Origin of the sequence: Rhodococcus sp. NPDC059234, assembly GCF_042754225.1 — a bacterium.
Classification (GTDB): Bacteria; Actinomycetota; Actinomycetes; order Mycobacteriales; family Mycobacteriaceae; genus Rhodococcus_G.
Genome location: NZ_JBHZAH010000002.1, coordinates 1 through 17,112 on the forward strand (window position 1 = coordinate 1; position 17,112 = coordinate 17,112).

Genomic DNA, 17,112 nt, shown 5'->3' on the forward strand with positions numbered 1-17,112 from the left:
GACCCCCGGGGTCGACCGGCTCGGGCCTCACTGTGCGTCGAAGGTGCCCTCGAGCCGGTAACGGGAACCCGGGTGCACCAGCCGGGCCGTGCTCACGAGTTTCCCCTCGGACCACGTGCGACGGTGGATCAGCAAGCACGGCTCGGTCTCGGGGATGCCCAGCAGCACGCACTCCTCCGGCGTGCCGAGGACGGACTCGACCACGTGCTCCCCTCGGCCGAGCGGCGCCACCGTCATCAGGTAGGTGTTCGGCGTCTGCACCGTGAAGTCCTGGTCGAGGTAGTCGGGTGCGATCTGCGGATTGACGTGCCGGTCCTCGACCTGGATGGCCAGGTCGTCCTCGAAATGCACCAGCCGCGAATGGAATACCGGACTCCCGTCCGGCACCCCCAGCTGGTGGGCGATCAGTGCGTCCGCAGGTTCGGCCCGCACGAAGTCCACCTCGCTGCGATGCCGATGTCCCCTCCGCACCACCTCGTCGGCGATGTTGCGCACCTCGAAAAGTGCCGAGCTGACCTTTCGTTCGGCGACGAACGTGCCGACCCCCATGAGTCGGACCACCAATCCGTCCGCGGTCAGTTCACGCAGGGCCCGGTTGACGGTCATGCGAGAGAGCCCGAGCGTGTTGACGAGTTGGTTCTCCGACGGCAGCTGGTCGCCCTGCGGCCAACGGCCCGAGACGATTTGCTCGGCGATCAGGTTCTTCACGCGTTGGTAGGCGGGCGCGGAGTCATGTCCGCGGGCCCGGTAGAGCGACGCTACGTCGGACTCGTCGATCGCCACCATCGCCACCATCCACTTCCGCCCCAGTCGTGGGCACTCTCGTTTCCGTCAGTCTATCGGCCGGGACCCCGCGATCCCCTCCGGACGCACCCGGCACACGCCGTCTCGTATCCGAGATCTTCCGGAGGAGGCACTGTTCCCGAGCGCGTCGGGGCGGTGTCATGGGGATCACAACCTTTCGTCAGGAGACTCACGATGACCGACAACTCCCCCGCCGGCCCCCGACCCGTCCGGGCGCCGCACGGCTCCGACCTGACCTGCCTGGGATGGCAGCAGGAGGGTGCACTGCGCATGCTGATGAACAACCTCGACCCCGAGGTGGCCGAGCGCCCCGACGACCTGGTGGTCTACGGCGGTACCGGGCGGGCGGCGCGCAGCTGGGAGGCCTTCGACGCGATCGTCCGCACGCTCCGGACACTGAAGTCCGACGAGACGATGCTGGTGCAGTCCGGCAAGCCCGTCGGAGTCTTCCGCACCAACGAATGGGCGCCGAGGGTACTGCTCGCGAACTCCAACCTGGTCGGCGACTGGGCCAACTGGGAGCAGTTCCGCAAGCTCGAGGCCGAGGGTCTGATGATGTACGGCCAGATGACGGCCGGCTCCTGGATCTACATCGGCAGCCAGGGCATCCTGCAGGGCACCTACGAGACCTTCGGCGCCGTGGCGCGCAAGAGGTTCGGCGGCACCCTCGCCGGCACCATCACCCTCACCGCCGGCATGGGCGGCATGGGCGGTGCCCAGCCGCTGGCGGTCACGATGAACGATGGCGTGGCCATCTGCGTCGACGTCGACCCGTCCCGCATCGACCGCCGGATCGCACACGGCTACCTCGACACCAAGGCCGAGAGCATCGACGCCGCCCTCGCGCTCGCCGTCGAGATGCGCGACGCGCGTAAGCCGCTGTCCATCGGCCTGGTCGGCAACGCGGCCGAGGTCTTCCCGGCGCTGCTCGCGATGGGCGCCCCGATCGACATCGTCACCGACCAGACCTCCGCGCACGATCCGCTGTCCTACCTGCCGATCGGTATCGCGCTCGAGGACTGGCACGCGATGGCCGAGAAGGACCCCGAGCACTTCACCCTCGAGGCCCAGAAGTCGATGGCGACCCACGTCGAGGCGATGGTCGGGTTCATGGATGCCGGCGCCGAGGTCTTCGACTACGGCAACTCGATCCGCGACGAGGCCCGAAAGGGCGGCTACGACAGGGCATTCGAGTTCCCCGGCTTCGTCCCCGCCTACATCCGGCCGCTGTTCGAGGAGGGCCTCGGGCCGTTCCGCTGGGCCGCTCTGTCCGGCGACCCGAAGGACATCGAGGCCACCGACAAGGCGATCCTCGAACTCTTCCCCGAGAACGAGCACCTCAGGCGCTGGATCACCATGGCGGGCGAGAAGGTGCACTTCGAGGGCCTGCCCGCCCGGATCTGCTGGCTCGGCTACGGCGAACGCCACAAGGCCGGACTGAAGTTCAACGAGATGGTCGCCTCCGGCGAGCTCTCCGCGCCCCTGGCCATCGGCCGCGACCACCTCGACTCCGGATCGGTGGCCTCCCCGTACCGTGAGACCGAGGCCATGGCCGACGGCTCCGACGCCATCGCCGACTGGCCGCTCCTCAACGCGCTCGTCAACACCGCCTCCGGCGCCTCCTGGGTGTCGATCCACCACGGCGGCGGCGTCGGCATGGGCCGGTCCATCCACGCCGGCCAGGTGTGCATCGCGGACGGCAGCGAGATGGCGGCGCAGAAGCTGGAGCGAGTGCTCACCAACGATCCCGGCATGGGCGTCATCCGGCACGCCGACGCTGGGTACGAGCACGCGGCGCAGGTCGCGGCCGAGCGTGGCGTGCGCATCCCGATGCGGGAGGCGTAATCGTGCTCGACGCACCCGGACAGGGCGGCCGATGGACGGTCATCGACAACATCGGCACCCTGGTCACCAACGATCCGGAGACCGGCACGGGCCCGCTCGGCCTGATCCACGACGCCGCCGTGGTCATCGGTGACGGGATCGTCCAGTGGGTGGGCCCGCGGTCCCGGATCCCCGAGGGCAGTGCGGGCTCGCGGTACGACCTGCGCGGCCGGGCCGCCCTGCCCGGGTTCGTCGACAGCCACGCTCACCTCGTCTTCGGTGGCGAGCGGGCCGAGGAGTTCGCGGCCCGGATGACCGGCGCCCCCTACGCGGCGGGTGGTATCCGCACCACCATCGCCGCCACCAGGGCCGCCTCGGACGCGGAGTTGGGCGCGAATGTGGCCCGGCTGGTGGCCGAGTCGTTGCACTCGGGCACCACCACGATCGAGACGAAATCGGGCTACGGGCAGTCGGTCCCCGACGAGTTGCGCAGCCTCGAGGTCGCGGCGGCGCACACCGCGGAGACGACGCTGCTCGCCGCGCACGTCACGCCCCCGGAGTTCGCGGGCCGCAGCGACGACTACGTGCGGATGGTCGTCGGCGAGATGATCCCCAAGTGTGCCCCGCACGCGAAGTGGATCGACGTGTTCTGCGAGGAGGGCGCGTTCGACGCGGACCAGTCGCGGGCCGTCCTCGAGGCCGGTATCGCGGCCGGACTGACGCCGCGGGTGCACGGCAACCAGCTCAGCTACGGCGCCGGGGTGCAGCTGGCCGTCGAGCTCAACGCCGCCTCGGTGGATCACGTCACCTACACCACCGACGCCGACGTCGAGGCGCTCGCGGCGAGCGACACCGTCGCCACGCTGTTGCCCGGCGCCGACTTCTCCACCCGCAACAAGTATCCCGATGCCCGCGCCCTGCTCGACGCGGGCGCGACGGTGGCGCTCGCCGCGGACTGCAACCCCGGCACCTGCTACACCACCAGCATCCCGTTCTGCATCGCGCTGGCGGTGCGCGAGATGCACATGAGCCCGGACGAGGCCGTCTGGGCGGCCACCGCAGGCGGAGCGGCAGCGCTGCAGCGCACCGACATCGGTCGCATCACCGTCGGCGCGCGGGCCGACCTCATCGCGCTGGACGCACCGTCGCATTTGCACCTGGCCTACCGGCCCGGGGTGGCACTGGTGCGCGAGGTCTGGAAGGACGGGTACCGACGATGACGGACGTGGACATCGCACCCAGCGCCTGGTCGGGGCGCGACGACGGGCCCGGCGCCGAACATCTGCGCTGGCACCGCGCGGTTGCACCCCTCGAAGGCCGAACCGATTCCGGTGCAGGCGTTCTGATCGGGTTCCGCAGCGACGAGGGCGTGCGCCGCAACAAGGGCCGCACCGGCGCGGCCGAGGGCCCGGCGGCGTTGCGTACCGCGCTCGCCTCGATGTCGCTCGCACACCCCGTGCGCCTGTTCGACGCCGGTGACGTCGAGGTCGGCGACGAGGATCTCGACGGCGGCCAGGCCCGGTTGGGTGCTGCCGTCACCGGCCTGCTCGACGCCGGAAGCCTCGTCACCGTCCTCGGTGGTGGACACGAGGTTGCATACGGGAGCTATCTCGGCATCGCGAACTCGTCGGCCGTCGCGTCGGGCGCGCGCCTCGGCGTGCTCAACCTCGACGCGCACTTCGACCTGCGGAGCGACGCGCGACCGAGCTCCGGGACCCCGTTCCGGCAGATGGCCGATCGCGAAGCCGCGTTGGGTCGAACCCTCGACTACGCGGTGCTGGGCATCTCGCAGCCCAGCAACACCCCGGCGTTGTTCGCGACGGCGGCCGAACTGGGCGTGCGGCACCTCCTCGACGACGACTGCACGGCAGCCAACCTGGCGGCGGTGGAGGCGTTCGTGGAGGAGTTCCTCCACGCCGTCGACGTGGTCTACCTGACGATCGATCTCGACGTGCTGCCCGCGGCGGTCGCCCCCGGGGTCAGCGCGCCGGCCGCGTTCGGTGTGCCGCTCGAGGTGATCCAGCGGGTGTGCGACCTGGTGGCTCGGAGCGGCAAGCTGTCCCTGCTCGACGTCGCGGAGCTCAATCCGGGACTCGACATCGACAATCGCACCGCGCGGACAGCGGCACGGCTGATCCACCGGATCGTCACCACCGCGCTCGCTCGCCGGGCGTAGCCCGGTCCCCCATCGTCCCCGGCTCGACGTGTGCCCCCTGCCTCGTCGAGCCGGGGATTTCCAGTTGGTCTGCAGCGACCGGCACTCGTTGCTCGGCGCACCCTTCCCTGGGTGCGCCGGCGGATCCGAGGACGAGCGCCGTCACCGAGGATCATCCGTGGGCGGCGCCCGTCCCTCCCATCACGAACTCAGTGCGCAAATCCCTTCGCGGTGTGCTCGGTACCAGCCTTCAGCCGTGTCACGACATCCCTCATCGCCAGGACCAACTTGTAGGCCATGTCCCGACTGAAGCCCTCCCTCAGCACGATCCGGAGCACCGCGACGTCCTCGGCGTCGGCGGGCATGGTGTAGGCGGGAACCTGGAAGCTGCGAGCCCGCAGTTCGTGCGAGATGTCGAAGACGGTGAACCCCGGGTCGCCCTCGACCTCGAACGACAGCACCGGGATCGCGGTGCCGTCGGTGATGATCCGCATGTGGTCGATCTTCGCGATCTCGGACGAGAGCATCAGCGCGGTGTCCCGCAGCGCTTCCATGATCTGGGTGTATCCCGCGACGCCGAGCCGGATGAAGTTGTAGTACTGACCCACAACCTGATTGCCTGGACGCGAGAAGTTCAGGGTGAAGGTCGGCATGTTGCCACCGAGGTAGTTGACCCGGAAGACCAGGTCCTCAGGCAGATGTTCCTTCGAGCGCCACACGACGAACCCGATACCGGGATAGGTCATGCCGTACTTGTGGCCGCTGACGTTGATCGAGACGACGCGGGGAATCCGGAAGTCCCACTTCAGTTCCGGGTGCAGGAACGGAACAACGAAGCCGCCGCTGGCGGCGTCGACGTGGATCGGCACGTCCGGGCCGCCCTTCGCCGCGATCTCGTCGAGGACGGAGGCGATCTCCGCGATCGGCTCGAGTTCGCCGGTGAACGTCGTGCCGAGGATGCCGACGACACCGATCGTGTTCTCGTCGACCGCGTCACGGACCTGCTCGGGGGTGATGACGTAGCGGCCCTTGGCCATCGGCAGGTACTTCGGTTCGACGTCGAAGTAGCGACAGAACTTCTCCCATACCACCTGTACATTGCTGCCGAGGATCAAGTTCGGCTTCGTGTCGTCCAGGCCGGCGTCCCTGCGCCCTTGCCGCCACTGCCACTTGAGCGCGAGTCCAGCGAGCATGACCGCCTCCGAGGAGCCGACCGTGGACACCCCGGTTGCGGAGGAGGGATCCGCCTCGTCGAGGTCGTCCGCGTTGAACAATGCGGCGACCATGTTCACGCAGCGTGTCTCGATCTCCGCGGTCTGTGGGTACTCGTCCTTGTCGATCATGTTCTTGTCGAACGTCTCGGCCATCAACCTGTCGGCCTGAGGATCCATCCACGTGGTGACGAATGTCGCCAGGTTCAGTCGGGAGCTGCCGTCGAGCATCAGTTCGTCGTGGATGAACCGGTAGGCAGCCTCGGGATCCGTTTCGGATTTCGGCATTCGGAGTGCGGGAACGGTATCGGTCCCGAGTCGGCCGGTGTACGCGGGTGCAAGGGTTTCGGCGGGGGCGTCGAAGCTGTCTGGCATTTCTTCCTCCACAGTGTCGAACGGTTGACAGGGTCGAGAGGGTGCTCCTCGGGTGGATCGAGGTGCCGTGCGAGTGGACGTGTCACACCTCGATCGGGGGGTAGAGGCGTTCCATCGTGTAGCGGCGGTTACGGCGTACCGAGAGTGCGCTCACGGTGAGGGAGACGAGCAGGATGCCGACGAGGACGGCGATCGCGGTCCACAGCCGCGAGTCGACGTGCTCCCCGATCGTCAGTTGACGCAGCCCGTTGACGGTGTAGGTCATCGGGTCGAACGGGTGGATGTACTGGAACGGTTTGGCTGTGGTCGGTACGGGGTAGATGCCGCCGGCGGAGACCAGTTGCAGCATCAGGAACGCCAGCGTGACGACGCGGCCGACCGCGACACCGAAGATGGCGTTGAAGGCCTGGATCATCGCCAGGTAGGTCGCGGAGATCAGGACGAGGAACAGGATGGTGCCAGCGACGTGTTTGACGTCGAGTCCGACTCCGAGGTGGACCACCGCGTACATCACCAGGACCTGGAGAACACCGACGAACAGAGCCGGCCAGTAGGAGGCGAGCACCGTCCGGTACAGGCCGACACCCCCGACCGTCGGCCGGGACTGCAGCGGAGTGAGCAGCATCCAGGTGATGATGCCGCCGACGAACAACGCCAGGGACAGGAAGAACGGCGCGAAACCGGTGCCGAATGTCGGTGCCTCGTTGGTGTAATCCTGTTGCAGCGCAACGGGGGTGGACAGTGTCTCAGCAGTGGCGGTGCGTTGCTCGTCCGTCCAGCTCGGCACCTGACCGGCGCCCTTCTGCAACGCGTCGGCCAGTTCGGTGGATCCGGACTGCAACGTGCCCATCCCGGACGCGAGCTGACCGGCGCCGCCGGCGAGCTGTTTGCTGCCGTCGGTCAGCTGGACCAGTCCAGAACTCAGAGTTGCTGCACCACTGCTGAGCTCGTCGGCGCCACCGCGCAACTGGCGCAGGTCCGACGCGATCCCGCCGTTCTGCAGCATCGCCAGACCGGACTGCAACGGGCTGCTGGGGTCGGTGAGCTGGTATTCGACCGCGCGGGCATCGCCGCTGAGTCGAACGATCTCCGCCTGCAGCTCCCCCGTGTCACCACGCACCTGCCCGGCGGTGAGGGGCGACAGCGCAGCCACAGCCCGCTGAACGAGGGGATCCGCGCTCTGCCGGAGAATCTCGAGTGCCTGCGAGACTGCGGTGACGGGCGCGGGCGCCGCCTGCGGCAGTCGGTTCCCCAGGGCCTCCAGTGATTTCCTGAGCTCGGACACCTGGCCGCCGACGTTCGGGACGGCACCACTGTCGAGAGCATTGATCAACGGGGTGGTAGCCCCGTCGATCGCCGTCGCGAGTTGGGCTGCGCCGCTCGCCAGTTGCGCCGATCCGGATTCCGCGGTGACCATGTTCGTCGCGAGTTCGTTCGCACCCGAGCTGACCTGGTCGGCGCCGCCCTTGGCGGTGTCGATCCCGGAGGCGAGCTGCCCGGCGCCGTCGGCAGCTCGAGTCAGGCCCGCCCCTGCGCTCTGCAGACCGGTGAGCACCTGCCCGACCCCCTGCGCACCGATCGTCGAGTTGACCTGGTTGATCACCTGCTCGGAGGCGTCCTGGCCAATGATGGTCGCGAGGTAATTGTTGGCATCGTTGAAGGTGAACGTCAGGTTCGCCTTCTCGGGACTGTCGCCGTTCGGGGATTCGACTGCGGCGGTGAAGTTCTCGGGCAGGGTGATCGTGTAGTAGTACTTGCCGCTCGAGAGGCCGGCCTCGGCCTCTTGCTGGGAGACCTCGTCGAGGTCGAGTTGGCCGGACGCAATGAGCGACTTGACCACCTGATCGCCCGCATCGACCTTCTGGCCGTCCGGTGCCAGTCCGGTGTCGTTGTTCACGATGGCGGCGGGGATCTTGTCCACGTTGCCGAAGGGATTCCAGAAAGCCCACAGATACATGGCGCCGTAGAGCAGCGGCATGAGGATGATCGTGATGATTGCGATCCGCGGCATCGTGCCACGGAAGTAACGCTTCGAGTCACTGCCGAGGGACACACCCGCGAGCATCGGCTATCTCCCTTCCGTCATGACGCCGATGTCCCCGGCGCCCAGCAGTCCGTGCATGTCGACGACCTTGTGGACACTCGGCATCGACTCGGTGGCGTTGACGTCCGCGGTGATGACCGACTGGCGCTCGCCGAGTGCGACGAGCCGCTCGAGCAGGACTTCTCGTTCGGTGTCGTCGGCGATCTTGTCGATGCGACCGACGACCAGCAACGGTGGGCGTCGGGTGTTGGCGACCGCGATCCGCAGCAGCAGTTGCTGGATCTCGGGGAGGTCGTCGACGAACGCGTTCAGTGGTGGCAGATCGACCTCACCGAACGTCTGTGCGCACATGTCCCGGACTCCGTCGTCGTTCACCCGAGGGACCAGCCGGTACCAGGGTGAATTCCAGCGGAGTTGCTCGGTGACGAGGTCACGGACGGTGACGGACGGGCTCACCTCGTCGAGTTCGTTCAGGCAGGCGATCGCGGAGTTCGCCAACACCGTCGTAGGCTTGCTGAAGCCCAGGACGGTCAACGCCCCACCGGACAGTCGCATCCGGCCGCACAATGTCATCAGCAGGGCCGTTCGCGCCGCTCCGGATTGGGCCGCGATGACGGTCACACCGCCGGCGTCGATGTCTAGGTCGAGAGGGCCGAACACGTGGCCCCACGGGCCGTCGAGCTCGATTCCGCGCGCCGATACCAGTGTTCCATCGGTGCGTCGTGGCAGCTTCCAACTCTCGATGTCTGTTTCGACCAACTCGGCCTCCTGGGACGAGGGTGTGGCAGAACTGTGCGGTGTGTTCTTCGAGCGATGGTCGATCCGCGGCCCGACAGCGGCAGATCAGGTGGCATGGGTTGTCAGAGAGTGTTTTTGACGACCTGGCCGTTCTTGACGATGACCGACAGGTGCTTGGCCGGGTCGGAGAGGAGACTGAGGTCGTCGAGTGGGTTCCCGTCGACGAGCAGCACGTCTGCCCACGCTCCCTTCTTGATCTCTCCGAAAGGCGCCTGGCGGTAGGGATCACGCTCGCCGGCGAGGCGGAACAGTTCGGCGTTGCCCGAGGTGAGCATGCGCAGGGCATCGACGTTGCTGTAGTGGTCACCCAGGCGTGCCGCCATCTCGCTCTGCCGAGGGGCGAGTTGGGGTTCGAGGAGAAGGTCTGTGCCCCATGCAGTCTTGACGCCGTGTTTGCGTGCCCATCCGTAGACGGCGTCCGTGCCGGCACAGATCTCGCGGTCCTTCTCGGCGCGGTTCGGATCCGGGTAGTGGTGATCACCCAGCGCGAAGGGTTGCATGGACAGCCAGATTCCCTTGTCCGCCATGAGGGCGATGGTTTCCTCGTCGGCGAGGTGTCCATGTTCGATCGACTTGACCCCGGCGGCGATCGCACGCCGGATGCCGGTGACGTTGTAGACGTGTGTCGCGACGTACGTGCCGTAGTCGGTGGCTGCGTTCACCGCCGCGCGCAGCTCCGGGTCGGTGAACTGGACTGTGTAGAGCGGGTCGTACAGTGACGCGGCGCCGCCGCCGACCATCATCTTGATCTGCGACGCACCCTTCTTCAGTTGCTCGCGCACGGCGGCGAGAACCCGCTCGGGACCGTCGGCGACGCGCATGAAACCGATCTCCTCGGCGCGACTCTGATTGCCGCCGAGGGCGGTTGGGCATTCGTAGACGAATCCGAAGTCACCGTGGCCGCCGGTTTGCGACACCGCGGCCTGCGATGGGTAGATTCGGGGGCCTTCGAAAAGTCCGCGGTCGATCACCGACTTGATGCTTCCGGTGTCGCCGGCCATGTCCCGCACCGCGGTGAATCCGCGGTGGAGCATGTTCTTCGCCTCGGCGAGGCCGTTGAGTGCGATGTGGGCCTCGGTGCCCGCCACCATGTCGACGTAGGAATTGGCATTTCCGACCAGATGAACATGAGCATCGCTCATACCGGGCATGAGGACGCGGTTTCCGCCGTCGATGACCACGGTTTCCCGGCTCGGATCATCCCCCACCGGAGAGTCGGACACGCCGGCGATCGACGCTCCCTCGATCAGGACGTCACCGGCGGCGAGTGACGGCGAAACACCGTCGAAGACACGAACGTTACGGAACAACAAACGATTTGCAGCTTCCGAAGTGGCCGTCATATCGGGACGCTAACACCATGCACGTCATAGATGCCGTCAAACAATACATAAAGCAGTACACAAAGACGTGATTCGTCGAGAATGGGGCGCATTGTGTTGACTTCGGGTGTGTGCCTGCGCCCTGTGTTCGGATGAAACTTCTTCTGCGGGAAGCACATCGACGAACTACTGTGCAGCGCATGTTGATTCACCCGACACTGCGAATGCAGTCATGGGGTTTCGTGATCGGGTCGACACTGTTCGCACTCGGTTCGGCCCCCTACCTCTCCGTGCTGTTCGGAGCCACGCTCGCGAACGTCCTCTTTTTCGCCGGCTCGTGGTTCTTCACGACCGCAGCGTTCCTCCAGCTGGTTCTCAGCCTGCCTGCGACGACTCTGGACTCCGGCAAACCTGCGATCCGTGCAGTGTGGTTGTCCGCGGCGGTACAGTTGCTCGGAACGATCCTGTTCAACGTCAGCACCGGGGCCGCGTTGTACGCGCACACGGTTCGGGGAGAGATGCACCTCGTGTGGAACCCCAATGCAGAAGGCTCACTCGCGTTCCTCATCTCAAGCGCGTTGGCGGTGCTCATCCTGACCCGAGCTGGAACCTACTGGGCCCCGCAGGTGAAGGACTGGCAAAGCGTGTGGCTCAACACCCTGGGTTCCATCGCATTCGGGGTGTCCGCGATCGGATCCTTCGTCCTCAAGGACGGAAACACCCTCGACCCCAATATGGCAAACATCGGCACCTTCGTCGGTGCGGTGTGCTTCCTGCTCGCCTCCGCAGTGTTCCTCGGGAAGAGCGACCGGCCCGCTCCGGCCCTCGCCGAAGCGATGTGACTCTCAGCAACACCCGCGCTTTCGCTGGAACACGTGGGCCCGACCCGGATGAGGCGGGCGACTCACCCGCGGGTCGCGACTCCGATCCACTTCCAGCCCAGAGTGTCTCGCTCCTCGCCGCGGCATCTCGACGGCGGCGCCTACACGTTCGTTGTGGTTCTGTTCGAGGCCGATATCGAGATGATCGCGCGGCTGCCCTCTCCTCCTGATGGCATCACTTCGCCAGGTGGCACGATCAGGGCGTCCTCGGTCACGAGATCGAGACAGATCCGGACCGAACTGGAACGGTCGGGGATCGCCGAGGACCCGATCTCCACCGTCATGTCGACCACTCCCCGCCTGGTCATGACGTTGAGGGCCCGGGTGCGACCGGTCGCCCGCGAGGTCGGCGCCCACTCCCCCGGGAACGCGAACACGTGCAGCGGCTCGACCACGTGGCGCACGACGGTGCCCGCATCGAGGCCGTCCGGCGTTGCGGAGAAGGGCGGCCCGGTGAGTTCGAGGGCGACCGAGCCGATGGGGGTGATCAGCCGGTCGTAGCCCTCGATCACCGAGAAGGTCGACTGGAGCGGTTCCTCGGCGATGCTCACGCGCCAGTTGTCGGTCTCCGCAACCACCTGGGTGGTGCCCTGGCCGTTGAGCCAAGGCACCACCCTGCGGTCGGACACCGTGGTGCGGAACGACGTTGTCCCGTAGCCGGTTTCACCGGCCGTCCGAAAACTCATCTCGGGGTGCGGCGGGTATCAGCCGAGCTTGCCGACGACGGCCTCGGCGCTGTCGAGCAGCGCCCCCGACGCGGCGAGCTGCACCGCGGACTCGATCTCCGGCGCCAGGTACCGGTCCGTGCCCGGCCCCTGCACGTGCTCACGGATGGTGTCCCGCACGGCGCCGGTCGCCGGCGACGGCTCGAGCGGGGCGCGCAGGTCCAGGCCACGGGCGGCGGTGAGCGCCTCGATGGCGAGCACCCGGGTGAGGCCGTCGACGGCCCGCCGCAGCTTGCGGGCGCCCGACCAGCCCATCGACACGTGATCCTCCTGCATCGCGGAGGACGGGATCGAGTCGACGCTCGCCGGTGCCGCGAGCCGCTTGAGCTCGGACACGATCGCCGCCTGCGTGTACTGCGCGATCATGTGCCCGCTGTCCACGCCAGGGTCGTCGGCCAGGAACGGAGGCAAACCGTGGTTGCGTGCGGCGTCGAGGAACCGGTCGGTCCGCCGCTCGCTCATGCTGGCCAGGTCGGCGACGACGATCGCGAGGAAGTCGAGCACGTACGCGACCGGTGCGCCGTGGAAGTTGCCGTTCGACTCGACCCGGCCGTCAAGGGTCACCACCGGGTTGTCGACGGCGCTCGCCAGCTCGAAGGACGCGATGCGCTCCGCGTGCGCGACGGTGTCGCGGGCCCCGCCCGCGACCTGCGGTGCGCACCGCAGCGAGTAGGCGTCCTGCACGACCGTGCAGTCGGGGGTGGCGTGGCTGGCGACGATTCCCGAGCCGGCGAGCAGCCGGGTCATGTTCGCGGCCGCCACCGCCTGACCGGGCTGCGGCCGCAGCGCCTGCAGGTCCGCGGCGAACACCTTGTCCGTGCCCATCAGGCCCTCGACGCTCATCGCGGCGGTGACGTCGGCGAGCGCGAGCAGCTTGCGCAGGTCGTGGCAGGCCAGGACCAGCATGCCGAGCATGCCGTCGGTGCCGTTGATGAGGGCCAGGCCCTCCTTCTCCCGGAGCTCGACCGGTTCGATACCGGCCGCGGCCAGCGCCTCGGCGGCCGGCTTGAGCTCGCCGTCGGCGTCGCGGACGGTGCCCTCCCCGATGACGGCCAGCGCCACGTGTGCGAGCGGCGCGAGGTCGCCCGAGCAGCCGAGGCTGCCGTACTCGTGGACGACCGGGGTGATGCCGGCGGACAGCATCGCCGCGTAGACCTGGGCCACCTCCGGGCGGACGCCGGTCCGGCCGGTCGCCAGCGTGGAGAGCCGCAGGAGCATCAGCGCCCGGATCACCTCGCGCTCCACCTCCGGGCCGGATCCGGCGGCGTGCGAGCGGATCAGGCTGCGCTGGAGCTGCGCCCGCAGCTCCAGCGGGATGTGCCGGGTGGCCAGGGCGCCGAATCCCGTCGACACCCCGTACACCGGCTTCGGATCCTCGGCGAGTGCCTGGATCCGGGTCCGGCTGGCGCCGATCGCCGAGAGGGCCTCCTCGGAGAGCCGCACCGGCGCGCCGAACCGGGCGACGCGCACGACGTCCTCCGGCGTGACGGCGCCGACTCCGACGACGACGGGTTCACTGTTGTCCATTGCGTGCTTCTCCGTGTGCGGAAGGGTGTTCGTGCTCATGATTGTTCTCCGTTTCGAATGAGGGGTAGCGAAAATCTGCCGGTCGGCTCAGGAGGGCCGGTTCGCGAGTTCGGCTTCGGCCGGCTCGGGCTGCGGTCGCACCCACCGGCGGAACGCGAGGGCCAGCAGAGCCAGCCACACCGCTCCGACGACGAGTGCGACGCGGGTGTCGGCGTTGAAGCCCAGCACTGCGACCACGAACACCAGGAACCCGATCGCGATCAACTGTCCGTATGGCCAGAACGGCACCGGGAACTTCAGGGCGGCGGTCTCGTCCGCGCTCATCCTCTGCCGCGAGCGGTACTGGGCGAGCAGGATCATCAGCCAGACGAAGATCGTCGCGAAGGTCGCGATCGATGCGATGACGAGGAAGACCCGGTCCGGCATCGCGTAGTTGAGGACCACCCCGACCAGGAGCGCGGCGACCATGATGACCACCGTCATCCACGGGACCCCGTTACGGGAGACCCGACTCATCACCGCGGGAGCCTGGCCGCGCTGCGCCATCCCGTACATCATGCGCCCGGCGCCGAAGATGTCACTGTTGATCGCGGACAACGCGGCGGTGATCACCACGACATTCAGGACCGTCGCGGCCGGGCCGATGCCGAGTCCCTGGAAGATCTGTACGAAGGGGCTGCCCTCGGAGCCGATGCTCTGCCATGGGGTGATCGCCATGATCACGGCGAGCGTGAGCACGTAGAAGACGATGATCCGGATGGGCACGGTGTTGATCGCCCGTGGAATCGTGCGCTCCGGGTCCTCGGCCTCACCGGCCGTGATGCCGATGATCTCGGTGCCGCCGAACGCGAACATCACGATCGCGAAGCAGCCGAGGAATCCGCCGATCCCGGTGGCGAAGAACCCTCCTTCATTCCACAGGTTCGACACCCCCTCGCTGGTGTCGTGGAGACCGAACCCGAACACCAGGACCGCGATGCCACCGGCGATCATCGCCACGATCGCCACGATCTTGACGATCGTGAACCAGAACTCCACCTCACCGAAGACCTTGACGCTGAGCATGTTGATCGCGCCTATGAAGAAGATGACCGACAACACCCAGATCCACCGCGGCACGTCCGGAAACCAGAAGCCCATGTAGACGCCGAAGGCCGTCACGTCGGCCAGGCAGACCACGACCATCTCGAAGGTGTAGGTCCATCCCGTCGCGAAGCCGGCTAGCGGACCCAGGTGTTTGCTCGCGTACTCGCCGAACGAACCCGACACCGGGTTGCTCACCGCCATCTCGCCGAGCGCACGGAGCACGATGTAGATCACCGCACCGCCGATCAAGTACGCCAGCAGCACGGACGGCCCTGCCTGGTTTATCGCCTCCGCGGAGCCGTAGAAGAGCCCGGTGCCAATGGCGGAACCGAGAGCGATGAACCTGATGTGGCGTGCCGACAAACCTCTGGTCAGCGTCGCGACGGTGTCTTTCACAAGCGATCTCCCTGGACTGTGCTGGCAGCGATTCGGCCCTTGCCAACTGTGCGGTGAGTCACAGTAGCAGAGGAGGTATATGCCTGTATATACAGCCTGACGACTTTCTCGGACGACTTTCTCGGGCGGCTGTGCGTGGACGTCCGGTTCCGGCACGGCCGGGCGAGCGGGCCGGCGACGCGTCGGCACTCGACAGCCGCGCCGAAGCGGGGCTAGCCTTACCTAAGCTTCGAGGCCTGGCGGGGGTGGCACCACATCGACTGAAGGCGATCGACAATGACTCCAACCGGTATCGCGCTGCTCGGTGCGATCGCAGGATTCACGGTCTTCCTCGGCCTGCCGGTCGGCAGGCTCCGGTCACCCGCTCCCCGGCTGCGTGCGCTCCTCAACGCGGTCGCCATCGGCATCCTGATCTTCCTGCTGTGGGACGTCCTCAGCCATGCGTGGGAGCCGATCGACACAGCGCTGAGCGACCACGACTACGGACCCGCGATCGGCAACGGCCTGGTCTTCGTCGGCTGCTTCGGCGTGGGACTGCTCGGCCTCGTCTACTTCGACCGGCGGGTCGCGCACCGAGTCGCGGCGGCCGCCGGCCGGTCCGGCGGCGGACCCGGCGCGGCCTCGATCACCGACTATCCCGCGAGTGCCGCGGTCCGATCCCGAGTCGCCGCCCTGTCGATGATGATCGCTGTCGGCATCGGCCTGCACAACTTCGCCGAGGGGCTGGCGATCGGTACCTCCGCCGCCACCGGCGAACTTCAGCTCGCCGTCCTCCTGGTCATCGGATTCGGGCTGCACAATGCGACGGAGGGATTCGGCATCGTCGCACCGCTCGCCGCCGCCGGCACCCGGCCCTCGTGGGGTCGACTCGCGTTGCTGGGACTGATCGCCGGCGGACCGACGTTCCTCGGCACGGTCGTCGGCGAGCACGTCACCAACAGCACCCTCTCGATCGGGTTCCTCACTCTTGCCGCCGGCTCGATCCTCTACGTGGTGATCGAGCTGCTCGCGGTGGCGCGCGCCAGCGGGATGAAGGAACTCGTCACCTGGGGCATCCTGCTCGGTGTGGTCCTCGGATTCGTCACCGACGCCGTGGTCACCGCGGCCGGAGCCTGAACCGGCGCGCACCGCCGACCGGGTCCGCCCGGCTAGAAGTAGACGTCGGACAGCGTGACCGTGCGGAGGTTGCGACTGTTCACGATCTCGACGAGCTGCGGGAATGTGCGCGGGACGACGCGCTGATTGGCGTGGCACAGCACGATGGTTTGCGGTTGGAACGACCGCTTCGCCGCGGCCACGACATCCGACTCGGTGACGATCACCGAGTCGCCGATGGTGCCGCTCCACAACGTGATCGTGGAGTAGCCGAGATCCGCGGCCACGCGGTCGGTGCTCGCGTTGTGTCGTCCGTACGGCGGCCGGAAGAAGGGTGCTCCGGTGACTCCGTACATGTTGCGCAGGAAGTCGGAATTTCGGTTGATCTGGTCGGCGAGAGCGCGCGGCGACAGCGTCGTGATGTCCGGGTGTGACCAGGTGTGGTTGCCGAGCACGACCTGGCCGGACTCGACCATCGGCCGCAGCGCCGGCGCATTGTCGGTCCACGATCGGTTGACGCCGTTCGGGAAGAAGGTGATCCGAAATCCGGTGTCCCGGCACAGCTGCACGTACGCGGCGACGACGTCCGAGGTGGTGCCGTCGTCCACGGTCAATGCGAGGAGGTTGCCGCCGCCGGGCAACTGGGTGATCACGCCGAGCGGCGCCGGTACGCGTGGCGCGAGCGGTGGACCGGGCGGAACGGGCAATGCCGGGATCGGCGGTAGTGGTGGCAGCGGCGGCAGCACGAAGCCGGGGTCGGCCGTGCGCGCCGGATCGGCATTGGCGGTTCCTGTGCCGCCTGCGAGAACGAGGACGCCGGCACCGACCAGCCGAAACAGGGTGCGCCGATCCAGGTGTCGGCCCGGCAC

At 67.5% G+C, this 17,112-nt stretch carries 14 protein-coding genes; 5 read left to right on the forward strand and 9 right to left on the reverse strand.

The features are described 5' to 3' along the window. Positions 1-27: 27 nt before the first annotated feature. Positions 28-786, reverse strand: coding sequence for a histidine utilization repressor (gene hutC / locus ACFXGJ_RS00535; protein WP_378615357.1), 759 nt, complete (start codon positions 784-786; stop codon positions 28-30). A gap of 192 nt (positions 787-978) precedes the next feature. Here hutC and hutU point away from each other — a divergent pair, with 192 nt between their 5' ends. From hutU to hutG, 3 genes are read left to right on the forward strand one after another with little or no spacing between them, the layout of a single operon-like run. Beyond that, positions 979-2,649, forward strand: coding sequence for a urocanate hydratase (gene hutU, locus ACFXGJ_RS00540; protein ID WP_378615359.1), 1,671 nt, complete (start codon positions 979-981; stop codon positions 2,647-2,649). A 2-nt stretch (positions 2,650-2,651) separates the two neighbouring features. After that, positions 2,652-3,848, forward strand: coding sequence for an imidazolonepropionase (hutI, locus tag ACFXGJ_RS00545; RefSeq protein WP_378615361.1), 1,197 nt, complete (start codon positions 2,652-2,654; stop codon positions 3,846-3,848). Further along, positions 3,845-4,804 carry a formimidoylglutamase gene (gene hutG, locus ACFXGJ_RS00550; protein ID WP_378615363.1) on the forward strand — a complete coding sequence of 320 codons (960 nt, stop codon included), beginning with the start codon at positions 3,845-3,847 and terminating at the stop codon, positions 4,802-4,804. Before hutI ends, hutG begins: the two co-directional genes overlap by 4 nt. Positions 4,805-4,992: 188 nt before the next feature. On the opposite strand, the gene ACFXGJ_RS00555 is transcribed toward hutG, so the two are convergent. From ACFXGJ_RS00555 to ACFXGJ_RS00570, 4 genes are all read right to left on the reverse strand, one after another. Beyond that, positions 4,993-6,369: a glutamate decarboxylase gene (locus ACFXGJ_RS00555; RefSeq protein ID WP_378615365.1), complete on the reverse strand. Its 1,377-nt coding sequence runs from the start codon at positions 6,367-6,369 to the stop codon at positions 4,993-4,995. A gap of 82 nt (positions 6,370-6,451) precedes the next feature. Continuing rightward, positions 6,452-8,434, reverse strand: coding sequence for a YhgE/Pip family protein (locus ACFXGJ_RS00560; RefSeq protein WP_378615367.1), 1,983 nt, complete (start codon positions 8,432-8,434; stop codon positions 6,452-6,454). Positions 8,435-8,437: 3 nt separating this feature from the next. Further along, positions 8,438-9,172 (reverse strand): hypothetical protein, encoded by a 735-nt coding sequence (locus ACFXGJ_RS00565; RefSeq protein ID WP_378615369.1) that lies wholly within the window; start codon positions 9,170-9,172, stop codon positions 8,438-8,440. Between the two features lie 101 nt (positions 9,173-9,273). Further along, entirely contained in the window at positions 9,274-10,554 is a 1,281-nt protein-coding gene (locus ACFXGJ_RS00570; RefSeq protein ID WP_378615372.1) for an amidohydrolase family protein, read from the reverse strand. A gap of 179 nt (positions 10,555-10,733) precedes the next feature. On the opposite strand from ACFXGJ_RS00570, the gene ACFXGJ_RS00575 reads away from it, so the two are divergent. Next, complete coding sequence (locus ACFXGJ_RS00575) at positions 10,734-11,375, forward strand: hypothetical protein (RefSeq protein WP_378615374.1); 642 nt, start codon at positions 10,734-10,736, stop codon at positions 11,373-11,375. A 140-nt stretch (positions 11,376-11,515) separates the two neighbouring features. On the opposite strand, the gene ACFXGJ_RS00580 is transcribed toward ACFXGJ_RS00575, so the two are convergent. The 3 genes from ACFXGJ_RS00580 to ACFXGJ_RS00590 form a co-directional block, all read right to left on the reverse strand. Next, positions 11,516-12,100, reverse strand: coding sequence for a HutD family protein (locus tag ACFXGJ_RS00580; protein ID WP_378615376.1), 585 nt, complete (start codon positions 12,098-12,100; stop codon positions 11,516-11,518). 18 nt (positions 12,101-12,118) lie between these two features. Continuing rightward, positions 12,119-13,666, reverse strand: a complete 1,548-nt coding sequence (hutH, locus tag ACFXGJ_RS00585) for a histidine ammonia-lyase (RefSeq protein ID WP_378615540.1) — start codon at positions 13,664-13,666, stop codon at positions 12,119-12,121. An 87-nt stretch (positions 13,667-13,753) separates the two neighbouring features. Then, positions 13,754-15,148, reverse strand: coding sequence for an amino acid permease (locus ACFXGJ_RS00590; protein ID WP_378615378.1), 1,395 nt, complete (start codon positions 15,146-15,148; stop codon positions 13,754-13,756). A gap of 276 nt (positions 15,149-15,424) precedes the next feature. On the opposite strand from ACFXGJ_RS00590, the gene ACFXGJ_RS00595 reads away from it, so the two are divergent. Next, positions 15,425-16,264, forward strand: coding sequence for a ZIP family metal transporter (locus ACFXGJ_RS00595; protein WP_378615380.1), 840 nt, complete (start codon positions 15,425-15,427; stop codon positions 16,262-16,264). Between the two features lie 32 nt (positions 16,265-16,296). Here ACFXGJ_RS00595 and ACFXGJ_RS00600 read toward each other — a convergent pair whose 3' ends face one another. Beyond that, the gene (locus tag ACFXGJ_RS00600) at positions 16,297-17,112 is read right to left on the reverse strand and encodes a polysaccharide deacetylase family protein (RefSeq protein WP_378615382.1); all 816 of its coding nucleotides are present in this window, start codon (positions 17,110-17,112) and stop codon (positions 16,297-16,299) included.

Coding starts and splice junctions, on each gene's coding strand:
- hutC (WP_378615357.1), bottom strand. CDS start 786: ATGGTGGCGATCGACGAGTCCGACGTAGCGTCGCTCTACCGGGCCCGC.
- hutU (WP_378615359.1), top strand. CDS start 979: ATGACCGACAACTCCCCCGCCGGCCCCCGACCCGTCCGGGCGCCGCAC.
- hutG (WP_378615363.1), top strand. CDS start 3,845: ATGACGGACGTGGACATCGCACCCAGCGCCTGGTCGGGGCGCGACGAC.
- ACFXGJ_RS00555 (WP_378615365.1), bottom strand. CDS start 6,369: ATGCCAGACAGCTTCGACGCCCCCGCCGAAACCCTTGCACCCGCGTAC.
- ACFXGJ_RS00560 (WP_378615367.1), bottom strand. CDS start 8,434: ATGCTCGCGGGTGTGTCCCTCGGCAGTGACTCGAAGCGTTACTTCCGT.
- ACFXGJ_RS00570 (WP_378615372.1), bottom strand. CDS start 10,554: ATGACGGCCACTTCGGAAGCTGCAAATCGTTTGTTGTTCCGTAACGTT.
- ACFXGJ_RS00575 (WP_378615374.1), top strand. CDS start 10,734: ATGTTGATTCACCCGACACTGCGAATGCAGTCATGGGGTTTCGTGATC.
- ACFXGJ_RS00580 (WP_378615376.1), bottom strand. CDS start 12,100: ATGAGTTTTCGGACGGCCGGTGAAACCGGCTACGGGACAACGTCGTTC.
- hutH (WP_378615540.1), bottom strand. CDS start 13,666: ATGGACAACAGTGAACCCGTCGTCGTCGGAGTCGGCGCCGTCACGCCG.
- ACFXGJ_RS00595 (WP_378615380.1), top strand. CDS start 15,425: ATGACTCCAACCGGTATCGCGCTGCTCGGTGCGATCGCAGGATTCACG.